The 21,566-nt window shown below is 72.7% G+C and carries 20 protein-coding genes; 15 read left to right on the forward strand and 5 right to left on the reverse strand.

The features are described from left to right. The first annotated feature begins 24 nt into the window (after nucleotides 1-24). From SACTE_RS30065 to SACTE_RS30095, 7 genes are read left to right on the forward strand one after another with little or no spacing between them, the layout of a single operon-like run. Nucleotides 25-951 (forward strand): VOC family protein, encoded by a 927-nt coding sequence (locus SACTE_RS30065; protein WP_014049786.1) that lies wholly within the window; start codon nucleotides 25-27, stop codon nucleotides 949-951. A 36-nt stretch (nucleotides 952-987) separates the two neighbouring features. Next, nucleotides 988-2,436: an NAD-dependent succinate-semialdehyde dehydrogenase gene (locus SACTE_RS30070; RefSeq protein WP_014049787.1), complete on the forward strand. Its 1,449-nt coding sequence runs from the start codon at nucleotides 988-990 to the stop codon at nucleotides 2,434-2,436. Nucleotides 2,437-2,442: 6 nt separating this feature from the next. After that, complete coding sequence (locus SACTE_RS30075) at nucleotides 2,443-3,231, forward strand: fumarylacetoacetate hydrolase family protein (RefSeq protein WP_014049788.1); 789 nt, start codon at nucleotides 2,443-2,445, stop codon at nucleotides 3,229-3,231. 29 nt (nucleotides 3,232-3,260) lie between these two features. After that, nucleotides 3,261-3,632: a VOC family protein gene (locus SACTE_RS30080; protein WP_014049789.1), complete on the forward strand. Its 372-nt coding sequence runs from the start codon at nucleotides 3,261-3,263 to the stop codon at nucleotides 3,630-3,632. A 31-nt stretch (nucleotides 3,633-3,663) separates the two neighbouring features. Then, entirely contained in the window at nucleotides 3,664-4,455 is a 792-nt protein-coding gene (locus SACTE_RS30085) for an alpha/beta hydrolase (RefSeq protein WP_014049790.1), read from the forward strand. Next, on the forward strand, nucleotides 4,452-4,922 hold the full coding sequence (locus tag SACTE_RS30090) for a heme-binding protein (RefSeq protein ID WP_014049791.1): 471 nt from the start codon (nucleotides 4,452-4,454) through the stop codon (nucleotides 4,920-4,922). The genes SACTE_RS30085 and SACTE_RS30090 overlap by 4 nt, the downstream gene beginning before the upstream one ends. Before the next feature lie 3 nt (nucleotides 4,923-4,925). Beyond that, nucleotides 4,926-5,975 (forward strand): methionine synthase II (cobalamin-independent)-like protein, encoded by a 1,050-nt coding sequence (locus tag SACTE_RS30095; RefSeq protein ID WP_014049792.1) that lies wholly within the window; start codon nucleotides 4,926-4,928, stop codon nucleotides 5,973-5,975. A gap of 59 nt (nucleotides 5,976-6,034) precedes the next feature. Here SACTE_RS30095 and SACTE_RS30100 read toward each other — a convergent pair whose 3' ends face one another. Next, complete coding sequence (locus SACTE_RS30100) at nucleotides 6,035-6,322, reverse strand: putative quinol monooxygenase (RefSeq protein WP_014049793.1); 288 nt, start codon at nucleotides 6,320-6,322, stop codon at nucleotides 6,035-6,037. A gap of 202 nt (nucleotides 6,323-6,524) precedes the next feature. On the opposite strand from SACTE_RS30100, the gene SACTE_RS30105 reads away from it, so the two are divergent. From SACTE_RS30105 to fes, 6 genes are all read left to right on the forward strand, one after another. Continuing rightward, on the forward strand, nucleotides 6,525-7,973 hold the full coding sequence (locus SACTE_RS30105) for an aldehyde dehydrogenase family protein (protein ID WP_226995193.1): 1,449 nt from the start codon (nucleotides 6,525-6,527) through the stop codon (nucleotides 7,971-7,973). A 42-nt stretch (nucleotides 7,974-8,015) separates the two neighbouring features. Next, on the forward strand, nucleotides 8,016-9,227 hold the full coding sequence (gene lhgO, locus SACTE_RS30110; RefSeq protein ID WP_014049795.1) for an L-2-hydroxyglutarate oxidase: 1,212 nt from the start codon (nucleotides 8,016-8,018) through the stop codon (nucleotides 9,225-9,227). A 123-nt stretch (nucleotides 9,228-9,350) separates the two neighbouring features. Next, complete coding sequence (locus tag SACTE_RS30115) at nucleotides 9,351-10,211, forward strand: amidohydrolase family protein (RefSeq protein WP_014049796.1); 861 nt, start codon at nucleotides 9,351-9,353, stop codon at nucleotides 10,209-10,211. A gap of 13 nt (nucleotides 10,212-10,224) precedes the next feature. Beyond that, nucleotides 10,225-11,934 carry a thiamine pyrophosphate-dependent enzyme gene (locus SACTE_RS30120; RefSeq protein WP_014049797.1) on the forward strand — a complete coding sequence of 570 codons (1,710 nt, stop codon included), beginning with the start codon at nucleotides 10,225-10,227 and terminating at the stop codon, nucleotides 11,932-11,934. 19 nt (nucleotides 11,935-11,953) lie between these two features. Beyond that, the gene (locus SACTE_RS30125) at nucleotides 11,954-13,036 is read left to right on the forward strand and encodes an Ldh family oxidoreductase (protein WP_014049798.1); all 1,083 of its coding nucleotides are present in this window, start codon (nucleotides 11,954-11,956) and stop codon (nucleotides 13,034-13,036) included. 146 nt (nucleotides 13,037-13,182) lie between these two features. Next, nucleotides 13,183-14,442, forward strand: a complete 1,260-nt coding sequence (fes, locus tag SACTE_RS30130) for an enterochelin esterase (protein WP_014049799.1) — start codon at nucleotides 13,183-13,185, stop codon at nucleotides 14,440-14,442. A gap of 43 nt (nucleotides 14,443-14,485) precedes the next feature. Here the strand turns inward: fes and SACTE_RS30135 are convergent, their stop codons facing one another. The 4 genes from SACTE_RS30135 to SACTE_RS30150 form a co-directional block, all read right to left on the reverse strand. Continuing rightward, entirely contained in the window at nucleotides 14,486-15,118 is a 633-nt protein-coding gene (locus tag SACTE_RS30135; RefSeq protein WP_014049800.1) for an isochorismatase family protein, read from the reverse strand. 35 nt (nucleotides 15,119-15,153) lie between these two features. Beyond that, the gene (locus SACTE_RS30140) at nucleotides 15,154-16,824 is read right to left on the reverse strand and encodes a (2,3-dihydroxybenzoyl)adenylate synthase (RefSeq protein WP_014049801.1); all 1,671 of its coding nucleotides are present in this window, start codon (nucleotides 16,822-16,824) and stop codon (nucleotides 15,154-15,156) included. Further along, nucleotides 16,821-18,023 carry an isochorismate synthase gene (locus SACTE_RS30145; protein ID WP_014049802.1) on the reverse strand — a complete coding sequence of 401 codons (1,203 nt, stop codon included), beginning with the start codon at nucleotides 18,021-18,023 and terminating at the stop codon, nucleotides 16,821-16,823. The genes SACTE_RS30140 and SACTE_RS30145 overlap by 4 nt, the downstream gene beginning before the upstream one ends. A 220-nt stretch (nucleotides 18,024-18,243) precedes the next feature. Beyond that, nucleotides 18,244-19,227, reverse strand: coding sequence for an iron-siderophore ABC transporter substrate-binding protein (locus SACTE_RS30150; protein ID WP_014049803.1), 984 nt, complete (start codon nucleotides 19,225-19,227; stop codon nucleotides 18,244-18,246). 234 nt (nucleotides 19,228-19,461) lie between these two features. Between SACTE_RS30150 and SACTE_RS30155 the strand changes: the two genes are divergently transcribed. Together SACTE_RS30155 and SACTE_RS30160 are read left to right on the forward strand one after the other, a co-directional pair. Continuing rightward, a complete protein-coding gene (locus SACTE_RS30155) occupies nucleotides 19,462-20,472 on the forward strand; it encodes an iron ABC transporter permease (protein ID WP_037759006.1) in 1,011 nt (336 codons plus the stop codon). Then, the gene (locus tag SACTE_RS30160) at nucleotides 20,469-21,563 is read left to right on the forward strand and encodes an iron ABC transporter permease (protein WP_014049805.1); all 1,095 of its coding nucleotides are present in this window, start codon (nucleotides 20,469-20,471) and stop codon (nucleotides 21,561-21,563) included. Before SACTE_RS30155 ends, SACTE_RS30160 begins: the two co-directional genes overlap by 4 nt. Nucleotides 21,564-21,566 lie beyond the last annotated feature (3 nt).

Below are 21,566 nucleotides of genomic sequence, written 5' to 3' on the forward strand. Positions count from 1 at the left end.
AACGGCCCGCGAAATGAGGAGTTCATGGGAATCCAGAGAATCGAATCGGTGACCTATGAGGTCGCCGATCTCGATCAGTGCGTGCGTTTCTTCGAGGATTTCGGTCTCGCGCTCGTGGACCGTACCCGCGCACGCGCCTCGTTCGAGACGCTCGTGGGGCAGACCCTGCACCTCGACACCGCCCCTGCCCCGTCGCTGCCGGCCCCACTCGAGGACCGGCCCACCGTGCGGGAGGTCGTCTGGGGCGTGGACACCCCCGAGCGGCTGGAGACGCTGGTGGCCGCCGTCGCCGCCGACCGCGACGTCACCACCACCGCCGACGGCACCCACCACAGCGTGGACGAGACGGGCTTCGGTGTGGGCCTGGCGCTCGCCCGGCCCCGCCCGCTCCCCGCGGCCGAGGCGCGCCGGCCGAACGTCACGGGCAGCGTGCACCGCTGGAACGAGTCGCTCGCCCCCGTCGGCCGGGTACGCCCGCTGCGCATGTGCCACGTCGCCCTGAACATCCCCAAGGCCGGCCGGGAGGAGGCCGTCGCCTTCTACACGGACCGACTCGGCTTCCGGCCCACCGACGTCGTCAAGCCGATGGGCACCTTCATGCAGTGCGAGGGTGACGACGACCAGCACAACTTCCTGCTGTGCCACCGCCCCGACCGGGCCGGTGTCAACCACGTGTCCTACGAGGTCCCCGGCTTCGACGACGTCGTCGAGGGCGGCAACCACATGATCGCCCAGGGGTGGACGGAGGCCCGCAGACTCGGCCGGCACACCGTCGGCTCCAACGTCTTCCGGTTCATCCACGCCCCGTGCGGAGGCCGTGTGGAGTACGCCGCGGACATGGACCGGGTCGACGGCTCCTACGGGACGCGCGTCCACGAGACCACCCCGCCGCACCACATCTGGACCCTGCGCACCTCCCGCGACGCACCGGCAGACCACCCCGCCTCCTGACACCCATCCGACGAGCGTGAGAGGGCACACGCACCCATGACGACCCATCAGGAATATCCCGCCGTCCGCATGTACATAGCGGGTGAGTGGTGCGAGAGCGGGACCGGGCGGACCGCGCCCGTCGTGAACCCCGCCACCGAGGAGGTGATCGGCCAGGTGCCGCTCGCCACCACCGCGGACCTCGACCGTGCAGCCGAGGCGGCGGCCACGGGCTTCGCGACCTGGCGCGACACCCCGGTCGCCGAGCGCACCGCGATCCTCCACCAGGCCGCCGACCTGCTGGTCTCCCGGGCCGACGAGGTCGGCCGGACCATGACCCTGGAACAGGGCAAGCCGCTGCGCGAGGCGAGCGGCGAGGCCAGGCGCGTCGCCGGGGCGCTGCGCTGGGACGCCGACGACGCACGCCGCGCCTACGGCCGGGTGATCCCCTCCGAGCAGGGCACGCTGCTGACCGTCCGCCGCCGGCCGGTCGGCCCGGTCGCCGCCTTCACCCCGTGGAACTTCCCCGCCGGCGGGCCGATGCGCAAGATCGCCGCAGCGCTCTCGGCCGGGTGCTCCCTCGTCATCAAGGCCTCCGAGGAGACCCCCGGCACCGCCGTCGAGCTGGTCCGCTGCTTCGAGGACGCCGGAGTGCCGGCGGGAGCCCTCAACCTCGTGTTCGGAGACCCCGCCGAGGTCTCCCGCCACCTCATCGCGCACCCGGTGACCCGGCTGATCGCCTTCACCGGCTCCGTGCCCGTCGGGAGACTGCTGGCCTCAGCCGCCGGCGCCGAGATGAAGCCGTCCCTCATGGAACTGGGCGGACACGCCCCGGTGATCGTGTGCGAGGACGCCGACCCGGTGACCGCCGCCCGCCGGGCCGCCGTCGCGAAGTTCGCCAACGCCGGACAGGTCTGCACCTCGCCCAGCCGCTTCCTGGTTCACGAGAGCCTCGTCGAGGCGTTCACCGAGGAGTTCGTCCGGGCTGCCGAGGCCGTCGTCGTCGGCGACGGCCTCGACGAGGGCGTGACCATGGGCCCGCTCGCCAACGAGCGCCGACTGCGGGCCATGGAGTCGCTGGTCGCCGACGCCGTGTCCCGGGGCGCCGAGGTACTCACCGGCGGCGGACGCCTCTCCCGCCCGGGCAACTTCTTCCCGCCCACCGTCCTCACCGGCGTCCCCGGCGACGCCGCGCTGATGACCGAGGAGCCCTTCGGGCCGCTCGCTCCCGTCGTCCCCTTCACCTCCCTCGACGACGCCCTGCGCATCGCCAACGCGCTGCCCTACGGGCTCGCCGCGTACGGCTTCACCCGCTCCACCGCCACCGCCGAGCGCCTCACCCGCGAGTTCGAGGCCGGGATCCTCTCCATCAACCACTGCGGAGGGTCCGTCCACGAGGCGCCGTCCGGGGGAGTCAAGGCCAGCGGCTACGGCCGCGAAGGCGGCCCGGAGGGCCTGGACGGCTACCTGGTCACCACACGCGTCTCCCACCTGCTGACGGACTGAGCCACGATGAGATACACCCGGGTCTCGATGGGCGGGCGGGGGGTGTGGGGACGCGTCGAGGACGACGCCGTCCTCCTCCTGTCCGAATCACCTCTGGAGGGCGATCCCACGGTCATCGGGACGGTCCCGCTCGAAGAGGCGCGCTGGCTGCCCCCCGTCGTGCCGCCCGTCTTCTACGCCGTCGGCATGAACTACCCGCGCCACATCGAGCACGCCCGGCTGCTGGGCGACAGGGCGGGGGTCATGCCCGAGCGGCCGGAGCCCGGATACCGGGCCAACAGCGCGCTCACCGGTCACGGCACGGCGATCGTGAAGCCCGCCGGGGTCCAGGGCAGGTTCGAGGCCGAACCCGAGCTGGTCGCGGTCATCGGCCGGACCCTGAGGCACGCCACGTACCAGGAGGCCCAGGACGCGGTCTTCGGCTGGACGATCGGCAACGACGTCAGCGCCCGCGCCTGGCAGCACGCGGACCGCTCGTTCTGGCGCAGCAAGAACAGCGACACCTTCAAGCCGATGGGCCCCTGGATCGAGACCGACGTCGACGCCCTCGCGCAGACCACGACGCTGCGGGTCAACGGTGAGGTACGCGCCCTGTTCCCGACCGGCGACATGGTCTTCGACCCCTTCGACCACATCGTCGAGATCACCAGGCACATCACCCTGCACCCCGGCGACGTGCTGTGGATGGGCGCCGAGTCCGCCACGCAGATCGACGCCGGCGACACCGTCGAGATCGAGATCAGCGGGATCGGCGTCCTGTCGAACCCCGTACGGGCGGAGAACGTCCGCCCCTGAGCCGTCCCCACCCCGAAAGGCAGCAAGCCGTGAGCAAGGAACCCCGCTACATCCACCACGTCAACTTCCCCACCACCGACCCCGACCGGACCGCCGAGTGGTACAGCAAGGTCTTCGGGATGAAGAGGATCATGCCCAGGTCCAACACCCGGGTCGTGCTGATGACCCGCGGCAACTTCGACCTGCACTTCACCCCGGTCGAGGAGATGGACCGGATGGCGCCCTACCACTTCGCCGTCGAGGTAGACGACTGGGACGACTTCCTGGAACACCTCACCGACCTGGGCATCCGCCACACCCGGCCGATCGAACGCCCCGAGAACCAGTCGAAGTTCTGCTACATCCACGACCCCGACCACACCATGATCGAGCTGGTCTTCCACGGCAAGCGCCCGAACTGAGCCGTCGCGTCCGTCAAGGAGAAGAGTTCCCATGCCCTACGTCGATTCCGACGGAGCCTCCCTCTACTACGAGCGCCACGGCACCGGCCCCGCGATCGTGTTCGTGCACGGCTCCGGAGGCCACCACGCCATCTGGTGGCAGCAGGTGGCCGCGCTGCGCGACGCGTTCACCGTCGTCACCCTCGACCTGCGCGGCTTCGGCAGGACCCGCCTGGCCGCGCCCCGTAACGAGTTCGACAGCCGAACCTTCCACACGGACGTCGTCGCCGTCCTCGACCGGGAGGATCTGACCGACGCGATGCTCGTCGGCCAGTCCATCGGCTCGATCGCCGCGCTGCGCGCAGGCCTGGAGCGCCCGGACCGCGTCGGCTCGGTCGTCCTCGGCCACTCCCTCGGAGGCATCAGCCACCCCGAGCTGAGGGAACTGGCCGCGGCCGACCGTGCCGAGGCCGTCAAGCTGCCCGTCATCGACCGGTTGCTCACCAAGGGGTTCCAGCGGGAGCGGGCCGACCTCACCTTCCTCTTCCAGCAGATGGGCACGTTCAACACCGCCACCATGCAGGATCTGCGCAACCTCGACACCGACGGCCCCGGCCTGGACGAGATCCGGGAGTCCGGCGTCACGGTCGCCTTCCTCGCCGGCGAGAAGGACGCGGTCCTCGGCGTGAAGACCGTGACCCGCGCCCACGAGCTGGTGGCGGGGTCCCACCTGGAGATCGTCCCCGGCGCCCCGCACTCGATGTACTGGGAGGCCCCCCAGCAGTACAACGCGGCCGTCGCCCGCCTGCGCCGCACCCTCACCGCCCCGAAGGAAGCCGCATGAGCACCCTCACCCTCGCCGCCGCCGAAGAGATCGCCGACGCCGCACACCGGCACGCCCAGGAGGTCGGCAAGGCGGTGAGCGTGGCCGTCGTGGACGCGGGCGGATTCCCCGTCGCCATCCGCCGGGCCGACGGAGCACGTCCGCTCACCCCGGACATCGCCCGGGCCAAGGCGTACACCGCGGCGATCATGCAGCGGCCCGGCGCCATGCTGAAGAAGTGGCAGGAGAGCCAGCCGGTCTTCTTCTCCCAGCTCTCCCAGCTGCCCGGCGCGGCCATGCCCATCCTCGCCACCGAGGGCAGCGTCACGATCAAGAAGGACGGCGAGGTCATCGGGGGCCTCGGTATCGCCGGAGGCACCGCCGACGAGGACCAGCGGATCGCCGACGCCGTCCTGCGGTCCCTCGGCTACGAGATGGAGTTCGCCGCCTGGGGCGTCTCCGGCACGCCCGCAGGAAAGGAAGCCTGAGCCATGGCCGACACCTTCAACTACCGCATCGACCACCACGGCAGCCTCGTGCGGCCCGCCGCCCTGACGGCCGCCCGCGAGCGCGCCGCCCGGGACGGGGACGCCGATCCGCTGCGCGCCGCCGAACTCGCCTCGGTCAAGGAGGCCGTGGCCTTCCAGCGCAGACTGCGCTCCACGGTCGTCACCGACGGCGACTTCCCCCGCGAGGACTTCCGCAGCGCCGTCCTCGACAACGTCTCCGGCTTCCGGCGCACCGGCCGGGAGACCGGCGGCCTGGCCGGCTGGGTGGCAGAGTCCCTGCCCAAGGCCGACGGCCCGCTGCTCGCCGACTGGGCCACGCGGCTCGGCGAACTCACACAGATCGCGCCCAAGGCGTCCCTGCCCTCGCCCGCCCACCTCGCCGCCACCTGCTTCGACCCGGCCCTGACCGGGTCCGGCGGCCCCGCCTCGGCCCGCGAGCTCGGTGAGGCCCTGGCGGAGATCGTCCGTGCGGAGATCGAGTTGCTGATCTCCCGGGGCGTGCGTCTCGTCCAGCTGAACAACCCGCTCCTGCTCGGCCACACGGCCGCCGAACCCGGTGCCGTCGGGGCCCTCACCTTCGACGACGCCCTGGCCGTCGAGGCACTGGCCCTGCCGCAATCGGAGCGCCCCGAAGGCGTCCGGATCGCCGTCTGCCCCGGCTGGGCAGCACCCACGGAAGTGGACCGGGCCAGGGCCGAGCGGCTGTACGCGCAGATACCCGCCGACCGCTGGGTGCTCCCGTACGACCAGGGCACCGGAGCCGAACTCGACCTGCTCCGGGCGGTGCCCGAGGACCGGGACGTGTGCCTGGGCGCGGTCGACGCGACCGTGCCGGAGATCGAGGAGATCGACGCGGTCATGGTCCGCATCGACGCCGCCGCCGAGGCCAAGGACCTGGAGGACATGGCCCTGGCCCCGTCCCGAGGGTTCGAGGACGTGGCCGGCCGGCCGCTGCTGAGCGCCGAGGACCAGCACCGCAAGCTGATCCAGGTCGAGACGCTGGCCCGCTACTGCTGGGGGAACGAGTTCTGACCGGCCGAGGCCGGGGCCGGCGGGCGCCCGCGCGCCCCTCGGCCCCGGCCGCGAGCTCCCTACAGGACCTCGGCGAACGTGACCGTCCGCTCGGTCAGCAGCGGCCGTACCGTCCGGACGATCAGCTCGTCGAAGTAGCCGGCCGCCGCGTGCGCGTCGAAGCCGGACCGGTCCGCGTACCGCTCGTACAGGACGAAGGAGCCCGGACGGTCCACCTCCGCGTGCACCTCGTAGCCGAGGTTCCCCGGCTCGGCCCGCGTGTGCTCACGCGTCCTCAGCAGCGCGGCACGCACGGTGGCCTCGTCCTCGGGGGCGCAGCGGTAGTGGGCGATGACGGCGAATGCCATGCGGATGCTCTCCTCGTTCCGGTACGGCGTCGGGCGGTGCCGATTCCAGCACGGTTCGCACGCCCGGGGCCGTGCGTGGCGCGCAACCAATGTCTGCCGCCGCGGGCCTGGTCACGTCCCGGGACTTCCTGTGTTGTCGTGACCCCACCGTTTCATCTGTACACCGCGCAGTGGCCGCGGTCGGACGGGAGCAATGATCCAGATGCGCACCATGGAAACCCTTCTCGGCGGACAGTGGGTGGCGGCCGACGCGTGGCTGACCGTCCATGACCCGTCCGACACCCGCGCCCTCGTCGTCCGGGTACCGGCGCTGGACGCCCGGGAGGTCGCCCGCGCGTACGACGAGGCCGAGAAGGGGTTCGAGGTCTGGCGGCGCACCAGCCCCTTCGAGAGGGCCCGGATCTTCCACGGGACGGCCCGGCTGCTCCGCGAGCGGGCCGCCGCCGTCGCGGCGGACGTGGTCACCGAGAACGGGAAGAACGTCGCCGAGGCGGGGGGCGAGGTCCAGAAGGCCGCCGACTTCTTCGAGTACTACGCCGGCCTGGCCCGCAGCGGTTACGGCACCCTCCTGCACGACGCCCGCCCCGACACCCGTACGAGCTCCGAGAGCGTGCCGGTCGGGATCGTCCTGGCCGTCACCCCGTGGAACGACCCGCTGCTGACGCCCGCCCGCAAGCTGGCGCCCGCCCTGGCCGCCGGCAACGCCGTCGTCCTCAAGCCGGCCTCCGAGACCCCGATGTCCGGGCTCCACCTGGCCCGCGCCCTGCACGACGCGGGCCTGCCCGCAGGGGTGCTCGGGGTGGTCACCGGCCGCGGCCGGGACATCTCCGGCCCGCTGCTCGACGACCCGCGCCTGGCCGCCGTCACCTTCACCGGCAGCAACTCCGTCGGCGAGGGGCTGCGCGCCGCGCTCGCCGACCGCAACGTCCGCTTCCAGGGCGAGCTCGGCGGCAAGAACGCCACCGTCGTCCTCGCCGACGCCGACCTTCCTGCCGCCGTCACCGCGCTGATGACCGCCGCGTTCGGACAGACCGGCCAGCGCTGCACCGCCACCAGCCGGGTCCTGGTCGAGCGCTCCGTGTACGAGGACTTCACGCGTCTGCTGCTGGAGGCGGTGTCCGCACTGCGGCCGGGCCCCGGCGCCTCCGGGAAGACGGTCGTCGGCCCCCTCGTCAGCACCGGACAGCGGCGCGGGGTCCTGGCCCACATCGAGCGGGCCGTGGGGGAGGGCGCCACCGTCCTGGCGGGCGGTGACGTCCCCGTCGACGAGGAACTCGCCCACGGCTGCTACGTCAACCCGACCGTGCTGGGGGACGTGACCCGGGAGATGGCCGTCTGGCGCGAGGAGGTCTTCGGACCGGTCCTCGTGCTGCGCCCCGTCGACGGACTCGACGAGGCCGTCGAAGAGGTCAACGACTCGGACTTCGGTCTGGCGGCCGCCCTGTTCACCCGTGACCTGCGGGCCGCCCACCGCTTCGCCCAGGAGGCGGACTGCGGCCAGATCGCGGTGAACACCACGACCTCGGGCTGGGACGTGCACCATCCCTTCGGTGGCTTCCGCGACTCCGGCTCCGCCTTCAAGGAGCAGGGCACCGAAGCCCTGCGCTTCTACACCCGGGTCAAGACCGTCGCCTTCCACTTCGGCACGTGACGCCGGGCCGACCGACAGGAACAGCGAGAAAGGAGGACGCCGATGGCTGACGACACGATCGGCATCGTCGGCGCCGGCATCGTGGGCCTGGCCACCGGCCGGGAGATCGCGCTGCGCCGTCCGGGCACCCGGGTCGTGGTGTTCGACAAGGAACAGCAGGTCGCCGCCCACCAGACCGGACACAACTCGGGTGTGGTGCACGCCGGTATCTACTACGCGCCCGGGAGCCTCAAGGCCGACCTGTGCGTACGGGGCGTGTCGCTGCTGCGCGCGTACTGCCGGGACCGGCAGCTGCCCTACCAGGAGATCGGCAAACTGGTCGTGGCCGTGCGCGAGGACGAGCTGGGCCGCATGGAGAACCTCTACGAGCGGGCCAGGAACAACCACGTACCCGATCTGCGCCGGATCTCCAGGGACGAGATCAGGGAGATCGAGCCCAACGCCGGCGGCATCGCGGCCCTGCACTCGCCCCGTACCGCCATCACCGACTACCGGGCGGTCGCCCGGCGGTTCGCCGAGGACATCGCGGCACAGGGCGGCGAGGTGAAGCTCGGCTTCCCGGTGTCCTCCCTCACCGACGTGCCCGGCGGGATCGAGGTGGCCTCGGGGGAGCGGCGGGTCCGCGTCGACCGGCTCGTCCTCTGCGCGGGACTCCAGTCGGACACCGTCGCCGGTCTCGCCCGGGACCGGAAGGACCCGCGGATCGTGCCCTTCCGGGGGGAGTACATGCTCCTCAAGCCGGACCGGACCGACCTGGTCCGGGGCCTGATCTACCCCGTACCCGACCCGCGTTACCCCTTCCTCGGGGTGCACTTCACGCCCCGGGTGGACGGCTCTGTGGAAGTCGGCCCGAACGCCGTCCTGGCCCTCGCCAGAGAGGGCTACAAGCTGTCCGACGTGTCCGTGAGGGACCTCGCCCGGCTCGCGGCCTACCCCGGGGTGTGGAAGATGGCCGCCCGGCACTGGCGGACCGGCGTGAAGGAGTACCGGGGCTCCCTCTCCGTCACCGCCTTCATGCGGGCCGCGGGCGACTACGTACCCGGCGTGGGCACCGACGACGTGGTCCGCGGCGGCGCCGGTGTGCGCGCCCAGGCGCTGGACCGCGACGGCTCGCTGGTGGACGACTTCCGCATCCACCGCGTCGGACGCGTCACCGCCGTACGCAACGCCCCCTCCCCGGCCGCCACCGCCTCCATGGCGATCGCCGAGCACATCTGCGACGCCGTCTTCGCGGGCGCCGGCGACGCTCCCTGATCGCGCCCCACCTGGCTGTTCGCGCAACAACTGCTTGCACGCCCGGCTCTGCGCGAACACCGCCTCGCGGCCCTAACGTCTGACGCACACCACCCCCACCCCTCGAAACGAAAGAGGCTCACCATGTTCGTGGTCGACACCCAGATCCACATCTGGAAGGAAGAGACCCCGGATCGCCCCTGGGTCCCCGGGGCCCGCGAGCGCATCCGCCTCAACGGTCACCGCGAGGAGGCCTTCTCCTACGAGGAGGCCCTGGAGCTGATGGACGAGGCCGGCGTCAACCGGGCCCTGATCCTCCCGCCCTCGTGGGAGGGCAACCGCATCGACTACGCCCTGGAGGCGTGCGAGGCCCACCCCGACCGCTTCGGCGTCATGGCCCGCGTCCCGCAGGACGACGAGGCCGAAGGCACCGCCCTGCTCAAGGACTTCGCGCAGAACCCGCACATCAAGGGGACGCGCCTGACCTTCCACCGGCCGCAGGACCGCAACTGGATGATCGACGGCACCAACGACTGGTACTGGCCGATCGCCGAAGAACTGCGCATCCCCACCATGGTCCACGCGCCGATCTGGAAGAAGGAGCTCGGCGAGATCGCGGCCGGGCACCCGGAGCTGAAGATCATCATCGACCACATGGGCATCATGGCCCGCTGCGTGGACGACGCCATCGGCTACTGGGTCTCCGAGACCGCCGATCTGCACAAGCACCCCAACATCTACGTCAAGCTCTCGGCCCTGCCCGGGTACTCGACGGAGCCCTTCCCGAACAGGAACATCGAGAAGTACGTGCGCGAGATGGTCGACAGGATGGGCCCGCAGCGCTGCTTCTACGGCACCGACATCACCCGCCTGCTCGGCCACGGCATCACCTACACCGACACCATCGAACAGTTCACCAAGCACTGGGACTTCACCCCGGAGGAGCTGGAGTGGATGCTGGGCCGAGGCATCAGCGAGGTCCTGGACTGGCCGGTCGAGGGCTGAGGACACCCCTGCGATGACGGACAGCACGCAGACGCCAGGTGCCGACGGCGGTGACGCGGTCGTCTCCGCCTTCGAGGCGGTGGGCGCCGACTACCTCTTCTGCTCGTCGGGGTCCGAATGGGCCCCCGTGTGGGAGTCCCTGGCCCGGCGCCACCGCGACGGCGAACCGGCGCCGGGCTACCTCGACCTCACCCACGAGACCGTCGCGGTCGGCATGGCGACCGGGTACGGCCTGGTCACCCGCCGCCCGCAAGGGGTCCTCCTGCACGCCGCCCCCGGCCTGCTCCAGGGCTCGATGGCGATCCACGGGGCGCTGCTCACCGGAGTCCCCATGGTGGTCGCCTCCTCGGAGTCCAGCACCTACGGCGACGGCCCGGGGCAGGACCCGGGTGGCCAGTGGTACCGCAACCTCTCGATCGTGGGCGGCCCGCACGGCGTCGCCCGGCCCTTCACCAAGTGGTCCAACGAGGCCGCCGACGTCCACACCCTGCCCACGATGATCACCAGGTCGGCGGAGCTGGCCCGGCGGGCACCGGCCGGCCCCGCGTACCTCAACATCCCGCTGGAGATCCTCCTGGAGGAGTGGGACGGCCGGGAGGCCAAGCCGGTCGTGGCACCCGGCTCCACGCACAGCTCGCCCGACGAGGCCGACTCGGTCGCCCGGATGATCCGCGAGGCGGAGAACCCCGTGATCGTGACGGAGACGGCCGGCCGTGAGGCGGGCGGCTTCGAGGCGCTCGTCGCCTTCGCCGAGGCGTGGGACATCCCCGTCGTCGAGCCCGACTCCGCCGTCTGCGGCAACTTCCCGCGGACCCATCCGCTGCACGGTGGCGGGGACATCGGCCCGTGGATGGACGAGGCGGACCTGATCCTCCTGGTCAACTGCCGCGTCCCCTTCTACCCGCCGAGCCGCCGCCCCGCCAAGGCGAAGGTCGTCGTCATCGACGAGGTGCCGCAGCGCCCGCACCTCGCCTACCAGGTGCTGTTCGCCGACCGGTATCTGGAAGGCGGTGTCGCCCACACCCTGCGCCAGCTGGCCAGGCGGGCGACAGACCTCGACGGGGCGGCCGTCGCCCGGCGCCGGGCCGCCCAGGAGGAGCGGTACGCGGCGGAGCAGTCCGCCGTCGCCGAAGCGGAGTCCAGGGCGGAACGGGCCGAGGGGACCGACCCGGTCCTGGTCGCCGCCACCCTGCGCCGTCTGCTCGACGGCTCGGACGCCATCGTGGTCGACGAGACCATCACGCACAGCCGTACCGTCAAGCGCCACCTGAAGACCTCCGGCCCCGACTCCTACTTCTACGTGCAGGGCGGGCTCGGACAGGGCATCGCCGTCGCCCTGGGCGCCAAACTCGCCGCACGGGACCGCCCGGTGGTCTTCACCGTCGGCGACGGGGCCTTCACGTACAACCCGGTGATTCCGTCGTACGACGCCGCCCGGACGTACGGCCTTCCGGTGCTGATCGTCGTCTTCAACAACCGTGTCTACAGATCGATGAACCTCAACCACCGGAGGTTCTACCCCGAGGGCGCGGCCGCCGAGACCGGTGAATGGCTGGGCACGGATCTGCACCGGCTGCCCCGGCTCGCGGCGTTCGCCGAGCCGTTCGGCATGCACACCGAGACCGTCGACACGCCCGACGCGCTCGCCCCCGCCCTGGAGCGCGCGCTCAAGGCGGTGGCGGACGGCACCACCGCCGTCGTCGACGTCCTCGTCACCCGCTGAACAGGAGGCATCAGCCACCATGACCGACACCCCCGTTTCCAAGCCGGGTACGACCCTGGTCGCCGCCGGCGACCTGCTGGACTTCGCCGCGGCCCTCCTCGAGAAGGGAGGTCTGTGCGCCGAGGACGCCCGCACCACCGCCGACGTCTTCGTCTGGGCCGCGCGACGCGGCGTCGACTCGCACGGCACCGCCCGTGTCCCGGCCTATCTGGAGCTGCTGGCCAAGGGCGTGGCGAACGCCCGGCCCGAGATCACGGTCGAGTCCACGACGCCGGCCGCCGCCGTCCTGGACGCCGACCGCGCGCCGGGCCCGGTGGCCCTCACCCGGGCGGCACGGGAGGCGGTGGACCGGGCCAGGACGTACGGCATCGCCACCGTGGGTGTGCGCCGCACCGTCCACACCGGCGCCATCGGCTACTACGTGTCCAGGATCGCCGAACAGGGCCTGGTCGGCATCGGTTTCGTCTCCGGTATGCCCAACATGGGCTACACCGGTGCCAAGGGCGCGGCCGTGGCGACCAGCCCGCTGGCCGTCGCCGTACCCGCGACCGGCCACGCCCCCCTGCTCCTCGACATGGCGACCGCCACCATCGCACTGGGGAAGATCCGCCAGGCGAAGGCCGACGGCACACCGCTGCCGGAGGGCGCCGCGGCCACCAGGGACGGCACGCCGACGACCGACCCGGAACGGGCGGTCATGCCGCTGCCGCTCGGCGGCGTCAAGGGTTCGGGCATGTCGCTCGCCTTCGAACTGCTCACCAGCGTGCTGGTCGGGGCGCCCATCTTCTCGTCCTTCCACTCGGACGACCCGCAAGGCCGCACCCACCGCCAGAACGCCCTTCTGATCGCGGTGGACCCGGCCGCGTTCGGCGGTGCCGAGGCGTTCACCGAGGCGGTGGACACCACGCTGAGCACCCTCAAGGCCCTTCCGGTGGCGGACGATGCCTCCGGTGTCTTCTACCCGGGCGAGCGCTCGGCGGCCCTGTCGGCCGAACGCGGCCGTACCGGGATACCGGTGGCGCCGAAGGTGTGGCGCGAACTCCTGGTGAAGGCAGAGGAGTTCGGCGTCACGCCACCGAGGGCCCTCGGTGGCGCCGGCTGACGGACCCGGCACGCGGTGCGGGGCCCGGCGGTGCGGACCTGGCCCCGCACCGCGCGGGGGCCCGGGACGAAAGGCGGGTGACAGACGGCCCGGACGTGAGAGGTAAGGTAACCCTAAGTCGTCTCTGTCTGTCACTCGGAGCCCCCGTGATCACGTTCCCGCCGCCCCAGGACGCCCCGCGCCGGCCTCCGCGGACCGCGCGCCCGGACGGTGTGCCCCGGCTCGCCGTCCCCGCACGGCCGCTGCCCCCACCCGAGGGGGTCGAGGAGTTCTGGGCGGCCGTGCGCGACGGAGGCGGTCCGCTCGTCTCGCCGGATCCCCGAGGCAGTGCCGACCATCGCGCCGTGACGTTTCTGTGGCGCGGCACCGAGGCGACCCGAGCCGTCCAGGTCCTCCCCAACAAGCTCGGCGACCCCCGGGCCCCCGAGGGCAACATGATGGAGCGGCATCCCGGCACCGACATCTGGCACTGGACGCTGCGCCTGCGCCACGACTGGCGCGGTACCTACGACTTCTACGTCGACGAGGGGGGCGGCCCCGAGGCGGGGACCCCCGCGTACTGGCAGTGGCTGCGGACCCGTCGTCGGCCCGACCCGCTCAATCCGCGGACGCTGCCGCGCCGGTGGAGCGGGGACCCGGTCTCCTACGCCGGACTCCCGGCGGCGCCCCGGGCCACGGACTGGGCGCCCCGCCGGGGCGTGGCCCGGGGGCGCGTCGCCGTCCACGACGTCCCGGCCCGCGCCTTCGGCGACGGGGCCCGCCGCGTGTGGGCGTACGAACCGCCCCTGCCCGCCGGGCACACCGGCGATCTTCCGGTGCTGGTCCTCCTCGACGGCGAGCACTGGCACGAGCACCTGGGCCTCGCCCACCTGCTCGACAACCTCATCGCGGACGGGCGCGTCCCGCCGCTCGTCGCCCTGCTGCCGGACTCGGTGGACGCCGGTACCCGCTGGGCGGAGATGACCTGCCGTCAGGAGTACGCCGTCTTCCTCGCCGAGGAGCTGCTGCCCTGGGCGGCCACGGCCCTGCCGGTCACGGACGACCCGGCCCGTACCGTCGTGGCCGGGCAGAGCCTGGGCGGGCTGTGCGCCGCCCACGCGGCGCTCTCGGCCCCCGGCCGGTTCGGCGGCGTCCTGGCCCAGTCGGGTTCCTTCTGGTGGCCCGACGGTCCGGAGTCCGAGTGGCTGACCGGACGGATCGCACGCGGACCGCGTCTCCCGGTCCGCTTCCGGCTCTCCTTCGGCGCGCAGGAGTGGGTGGCGCTGCCCGCCGCCCGCCGACTGCGGGACACGCTCGCGGCGGTGGGCTACGACGTCTCGTACCACGAGTTCAACGGCGGGCACGACTACCTGTGCTGGCGCACCGAACTCGCGGACGGCCTGGTGGAGCTGCTGTCCCGGACCTGACGGGGGGGCGGGTCCGGTGGCCCGGCTCGCCCCCCGGGGCGGGTCAGATCTCGTCGAGCAGGGTGTCCGTGGTGACGACACGGGCGCACCGGCCCGCGGCGTAACGCAGGGCCATGTCGTGGTCCTCACGCGAGAAGTCGGCCACCGCGTCGGCCACGACGAACGCCTGGATGTCCCGCATCCACGCGTCCGCGGCGCTCATCAGGACACCGATGTGCGCGTAGACCCCGGTGACCACCAGCTGGTCGCGGCCCGACTCGCGGAGCACGTCCTCCAGCCGGGTGCGCACGAAGGCGCTGTACTTCCACTTCGTCAGGACGATGTCCCCGTCGGCGGGCGCGACCGCCGGCGGAACGGCCAGGGCCGTGGGGTCGTCCGCCGCCCCGGGCCCCCAGAAGTCGAGCTGGAGGCCGCGTTCCTCGGGTGTCTGGCCGCCCTTCTGGGCCGAGTAGACCACCGGGACGCCGGCCCGGCGGCACTGCCCGATGATGCGGGCGGTGTTGTCGAGCATCCCGGTCAGCGGCTGCTCACCGGCCGGATAGGCGCCGAGGAAGTGGTTCTGCAGATCGTGGACGAGGAGCACGGCGCGTGCGGGGTCCACGGCCCAGTCGACGCGGTTGGCGGGCAGTTCGGCCCCGGTCGGCAGGGCGTAGGGAGCGATGGCGGGAAGTGCCATGGGAGGGAAGACCTTTCGTGCCGCGCGGGGCGGACTCAGTGCTGGAGCGGGGCGGCCGGGCCGGGGGCCGCGTCGGAACGCAGCCCCTTCTTGCTGACCTTGCCGATGCCGGTCTGCGGGAAGGCGTCGACGAACTCGACGAGATCGGGAACCTTGTAGGCGGCGACACCGCGCTCGCGGACCAGCCGCCTGACGGCGGGCGCCTTCAGGGGCTCGGCGCCCTCGCGCAGGATGACGTAGGCCAGGGAGCGTTCCCCGAGGTACTCGTCGGCGACGCCCACCAGCGACACGTCGTGGACGGACGGGTGGGAGAGGATGATGTTCTCGATCTCCTCGGGGGCGATCTTCTCGCCGCCCCGGTTGATCTGGTCCTTGGCCCGGCCCTCGACGACGAGATGACCGGTCGGGGTGCGGCGCACGATGTCACCCGTGCGGTAGAAGCCGTCGGACGTGAACGACCGGGCGTTGTGCTCGGGGGCACGCCAGTAGCCGCGGATCGTGTACGGGCCCCGGGTCAGCAGGTGCCCGTAGGCGCCGTCCGGAACCTCCTGGTCCGCGTCGTCGACGACGCGGATCTCGTCGTCCGGGGAGATCGGCAGGCCCTGGGTGGTGACGACCGTCTCGTCGTCGTCGTCCAGGCGCGTGTAGTTGACGAGCCCCTCGGCCATGCCGAAGACCTGCATCAGCCGGCAGCCCAGGGCGGGTTCCAGCCGCCGGGCCGCGGCCTCGCTGTACTTGGCGCCGCCGACGAGGACCAGGCGGAGGCTGGAGAGGTCGTGCTCGGTGTCCTCTGCGGCCTGGGTCCACAGCAGGGCGAGCGGCGGCACCATGCCGGTCATGGTGACGCGCTCGGCGGCCACGAGGGGGAAGGCCGTCGCGGCGTCGGGACGGGGGCAGAGCACGACCGTGCCGCCGGCGTAGAGCGTGCCCAGCCAGCCCGGCGAGCTCATCGGGAAGTTGTGCGCGGCGGGCAGGACGACCAGGTACCGGGTGTCCGCGTCGACCCCGCAGATCTCGTCGGACCCGCGCAGCGAGTAGATGTAGTCGTCGTGCGTACGGGGGATCAGCTTGGGCACGCCCGTCGTGCCGCCCGACAGCTGGAGGAACGCCAGGTCGTCCGGGGCGGGCCCCTCGGGCAGGCCGTCCGCCTCGCGCGGAACGTCGGACAGCGGGGTGTGCTCGCCCGGATCGCCGACGACGAACACGTGCCGCAGCGTCGGGGTGTCCGCCTTGACCTTCGAGGCGAGGTCGCGGTGGTCGAAGCCGGCGTGCCTGTCGGGGATCACATAGGCGACGGCCTCGGTGAACGAGCAGAAGTACGCGATCTCCGTCTCCCGGTGCGCGGGCAGCGCGTACACGGGCAGGGCGCCGAGGCGGAACAGCGCGAAGGCGACCTCGACGAACTCGCCGACGTTGGGCAGTTGCAGGACGACCCGGTCGCCCTTGGATATGCCGCGCGCGGCGAATCCGGCGGCCAGCCGGGCCGAGCGCTCCTCCAGCTCACGGTAGGTCCACGTCCGGCGTTCGGGGGCCGGGTCCACGACCGCGATCCGGTCGGGGTGGGCGGCGGCGCGCTCGGCGAGCACGGAGCCGAAGGTCTCGCCGCGCCAGTGGCCGGCCGCGCGGTAGCGCTCGGCGAACTCGGCGGGCCAGGTAGGCGCGTCGGGCTCCGGGGCGTCGGTGCCGGGCGTCGGGGTGAGGGTCACAGGGTCGCTCCCACAGCGTTGAGGAAAGTACGGAACTTGGCGCCGGTCTCCGCCGTCTCGGCGTCGGGTGAGGACTGGGCCACCACACCGGCCCCGGCGAAGAGCCGCAGGGTGGTGCCCTCGGCCTCGGCACAGCGGATCGTCACGACCCACTCGCCGTCGCCCTCGGCGTCCTGCCAGCCGAGCATGCCGGTGTACGCGCCCCGGTCGAAGGGCTCCGACTCGGCGATGACCGCACGGGCGGCCTCGGTCGGGGTGCCGCAGACCGCGGGCGTGGGATGCAGGGCGGAGGCCAGATCCAGGGCGGAGGCGGCGGCCGGATCGGTGAGGTCCCCGGTGAGGGTCGTGGACAGGTGCCACATCGTCGCCGTGCGTATCAGCGTGGGGCGTTCCGGTGCCTCCAGGCGCGTACAGAACGGTGCGAGTGCCTCCCGGACGGCGTCGACGACGACGGCGTGCTCGTGCAGGTCCTTCGGTGACTCCAGCAGGGCCGCCGCCCGCCGTACGTCCTCGGCCAGTTCGCCGCTGCGGGGCGCGGAGCCGGCCAGCGGGTTGGCGACGAGCTGTCCGCCCCGGCGTGCGACGAGGAGTTCGGGGCTGGCCCCGATGAGTGTGCGGCCCGGACCGCTGGGCACCGCGAACGTGTAACCCCCAGGGTCCCGGCGCGCCAGCCGGTTCAGCATGCCGGGCAGATCGAGGGGGTGCGGCGAGGTGAGTTCCAGGGTGCGGGCGAGGACGACCTTGTCGAACTCCCCGGCCCTCATGCGCCGGACCGCCGCGGCCACCGCCTCGCCGTACCGGCCGGCGGCCGGCACCTCGCGTATGCGCCAGTCGGAGGGGTGCCCCGCGTCCGGCCCGCGCAGGGCGATCAGCGGGTCCTCGCGGAGGGCGGGCGCCCGGCGGACGGACCGCGGCACCGCCAGCGCGGGAACGCCGTCCGGGGCGAAGGGCAGCGCGCCGACGACCACGGGCGCGGGGTCGCCCGCGCGCCGCCGCGCGTCGAGGACCTCGCGCACGCGCAGGGCCACCGGGCGGGCGTCGTGCGGCACTTCGGCAGCGGTCCCGCTGCCGAGGAAGGTGTGCCGGGGAGTGGCGAGGAACCGGTCCGAGCCGGGGCGGTAGGCCTCCAGCAGAGCGGTGGCCGCGCCGGGCGAAACGATCGGAGGGGAGTCGGCGGGGACACTCGGAGAGGCGGACATGGTGGGCTCCCGTGTGGGTGGACTCGGACTGGGCCGGGGAAGGGCTCCGGGACGGCGCGCCTCAGGCGCGCGGGACGGTGGCCGCCGTCCCTGTACAGGTCGTGCGCGGTGACGTGGACGCGGGCTGCTCGCTCGGCCGGCGCGTGGACCGCTGCCTCGCCGACGCCCCGGACGTTTCCCGTCACGGAGGCCGTACGCCCCGGGCGCTCCTGGAAGCCGCTCACCCGACCATGGCCTTCCGGATGTCGTCGAGCACCGAGACGGCTGCCTGCGCACCGCCCAGGCTGGTCCACTTCGATCCGTCGATCACCGTCGCGTGTCCGTCCTTCACCGCACCCAGCTGCGCGTAGGCGGGCTTCCCGGCCAGCTCGGTGAGCAGGTCGGCGTCGGTCCCGGCGTCCAGCGTGCCGATGAAGAGCCAGTCGCCGTCGATCTCGTCGAGGTTCTCGTCGCTGATCGGCGTCGAGTGTCCCTCGCCCTTGTCGTTCTGGATGCCGGGCCGTTCGAAACCGAGGTCCTTCAGGACGTCGCTGATGAACACGCCCTGCTGCATGAGTGCGGTGCCCTTGGCGGAGTAGCGGGCGACGGAGACGCTCGCACCGGCCTGGTCACCGAGGTCCGTCCTGAGGGCCGCCGCCTCGGCGTCGTAGTCGGCGAGGAACTTCCCGGCCTCGTCGCTCCTGCCGAGCGCCTTGCCGGTCAGCGTCAGGGACTTCTTCCAGTCCTTGGTGTCGTCGATGGTGACGACCGTGGGAGCGATCTTCCGCAGCTGGGCCAGCACCTGCTCGTCGGCCGTCTGGCCGGCCAGGATCACGTCCGGCTTTGCCTGGACGACCTTCTCGATGTCCGGCCCGGTGACCGCACCGACCACCGGAATGCTCTCCGCCCGGTCGGCGAGGTAGGCGGGGGCGCCCTTCTGGCCACGTCCCGCGGTCAGGCCCACCGGCTGTATCCCCAGGGTGAGTGCGGAGTCCAGGTCCATCTCGCTGAGTGCCACGACCCGCTTCGGCTCACCGGGGACGTCCACCTTCGTGCCGGTCGCGTCGGTGATCCGTGTGGTGCTCGCCCCGCCGGCGTCGTCAAGGGCCGCGGCCGGCTCGGAGGACCCGCACGCGCTCAGCGCCAGGGCGCAGAGTGCGAGCAGGGACGCCGCGGCGACGGGGCGCGCGTGACGGCCGGGGGAAAGAGGCGAGCTGGGCACCATGGCCTGAAATCTCCGTCTGTGTTGCATGTCGTTGTCCGTTCCGGTGGGGCTCTCGGGCGGAATGCCGGAGAACGCCGCGCACATGACGCCGTTTCAGGGCATGACGAAGTCCCGGGGCCCACCGGAACCGGGCTTTCGTGATTAGGTTAGGCTACCCTTATGTCGATAGTGCAAGGGGGGCGGCCGAGAACAGCCGAAAGCCGCCCGTACGAAAGACCGCCGGTGGAAGGGCGGATCGTCCCGTGGGCGGCCGCGGGACTCCTCGTCCTCCTCCTCGGTCTCGCGCTGCTCTCCCTCCTCGTCGGCACCGGCACCAGCTCCGTCGGCAGCGCCTGGCACTTCCTCACCGGTGACACGGCCGCCCGCGCCGACGCCCGGATCCGGCTCGCCGTCATGGACGTACGGCTCCCGCGCACGCTCGCCGCCGTGCTCGTCGGCACCTGCCTCGGCGCGGCGGGCTGTCTCCTCCAGGCCGCCACCCGCAACCCGTTGGCCGAGACCGGACTGCTCGGCGTCAACTCCGGGGCCGCCTTCGCCGTCGTCCTCGGGCTCACCTTCTTCGGTGTGCGCTCGCCGGGAGCCGTCCTGGTCTGGGCGCTCGCCGGTGGAACGGCCGCCAGCGCGGTCGTCCTGCTCTTCGCCGCGTCCGGCCGCACCGCGGGCTCACCGCTGCGCCTCGTCCTGGCCGGGTCCGCGCTGAGTGCCACCTTCCACGGCTGCACCTCGTACGTGCTGCTCGGGACGCGTTCCACCTTCGACACCTACCGGTACTGGACGATCGGCTCGCTCGCCGGGATCGGGACGTCCGACCTCCTTCCGCTGCTCCCACTCGTCGCGGTCGGCCTGATCACCGCGCTCGGCTGTGCGCGCCCCCTCTCGGCGCTCGGCCTCGGGGACGACGCCGCCCGCTCGCTCGGCCACCACCCCGGCCGGATCCGGCTCGTCGTCGCGGGAGCGGTCTCCCTGCTCGCCGGCTGCGCGGTCGCCGTGGCCGGGCCCATCGCCTTCCTGGGGCTGCTGGCGCCGTACGCCGCCCGCGCGCTGACCGGACCGCGCATGACGGCCCAACTCGTCCTGTCCGCACTGATCGCCGCCGACATCATGATCGTGGCGGACATCCTCGCCCGGGTCGTCATCCGCCCCTGGGAGACACCGGTCAGTGTGCTGCTGGCCTTCGTGGGCGGCCCGCTGCTGGTCTGGATCGCCCGCTCCTCACGCCTCTCCACCGCGGGGGCGCGGGCATGACCGCGCCGCACTCGCCCCACGACGCCGTCCCGCCCGAGGGCACGGCCGATGTGACGCCTCCCGACAGCACCGTGCTGCGTACCGGGACGCTTTCCTGGCTGCTGCCGCGCCGCAGTGCGCTCGCCGCCCTGCTCCTGATCCCTGTCCTGGTGACCGTCATCGCCCTGGCGGTGACGGCCAGTTCCACCGGAATGGGACTGTCCGAGACGATCGGAGGGCTCCTCGGCACCGGGGATCCCGGCACCGTCATGATCGTGCGGGACTTCCGGCTGCCCCGCATCGCCGTGGGGTTGCTGGTCGGTGCCGCTCTCGGCATCGCCGGATGCCTCACCCAGACCCTCGCCGGCAACCGTCTCGCCACCCCCGACCTTCTCGGTGTCGACGACGGTGCCGCGGCAGCCGTCGTGGCCGCCGCGGCCGGCTCCACCACCGGCATGGTCGGCGCCTGGTGGCTCGGCCCGATCGGCGCCGTCGTGGCCGCCGTGATCGTCGTCCTGTGCGCGGGCGGGGCGGGCGGCGCGGGCTACCGCGTCCTCGTCGCCGGCATCGGCGTCTCGACCTTCATCGGCGCCGTGAGCGACCTGATCATGTCCCGCCAGAACGACAACACCGCGGGCGGCGTGTTCCTCTGGGCCGTGGGCAGCCTCAACGGGCGTGACTGGAGCGCCGGTACGCCCCTCGCGCTCGTCCTGCTCCTCCTGGTCCCGCTCTCCCTGGCCGTCGGGCACCGGCTGCAACTGCTGCGCTTCGACGACGACATGGCCGCCTCGCTCGGCGTCGACCTGCGCAGGCTGCGCGCGGGCGCCCTGGTGCTCGCCGTCGCGCTCGCCGGTACGGCCGTCGGCGTCGGCGGGCCCATCGCCTTCGTCGCCCTCGCCGCCCCGATCCTGGCCCAGCGGCTCGCCGGGCCCACCCGGGTCCCGGTCACCGGTTCCGCTCTGACCGGGGCCGTGCTGATCGCCGCGGCCGACGCGCTGGGACGCGTCGCCGCCCCCGTCGAACTGCCCGTCGGTGTCGTCACGAGCGTCCTCGGCGGCCCCTTCCTGCTCTGGGTCCTGTTCCGCCCGGACCGTGCCACCGGAAAGGCGTGACCC

Source organism: Streptomyces sp. SirexAA-E, from assembly GCF_000177195.2.
Taxonomy (GTDB): domain Bacteria; phylum Actinomycetota; class Actinomycetes; order Streptomycetales; family Streptomycetaceae; genus Streptomyces; species Streptomyces flavovirens.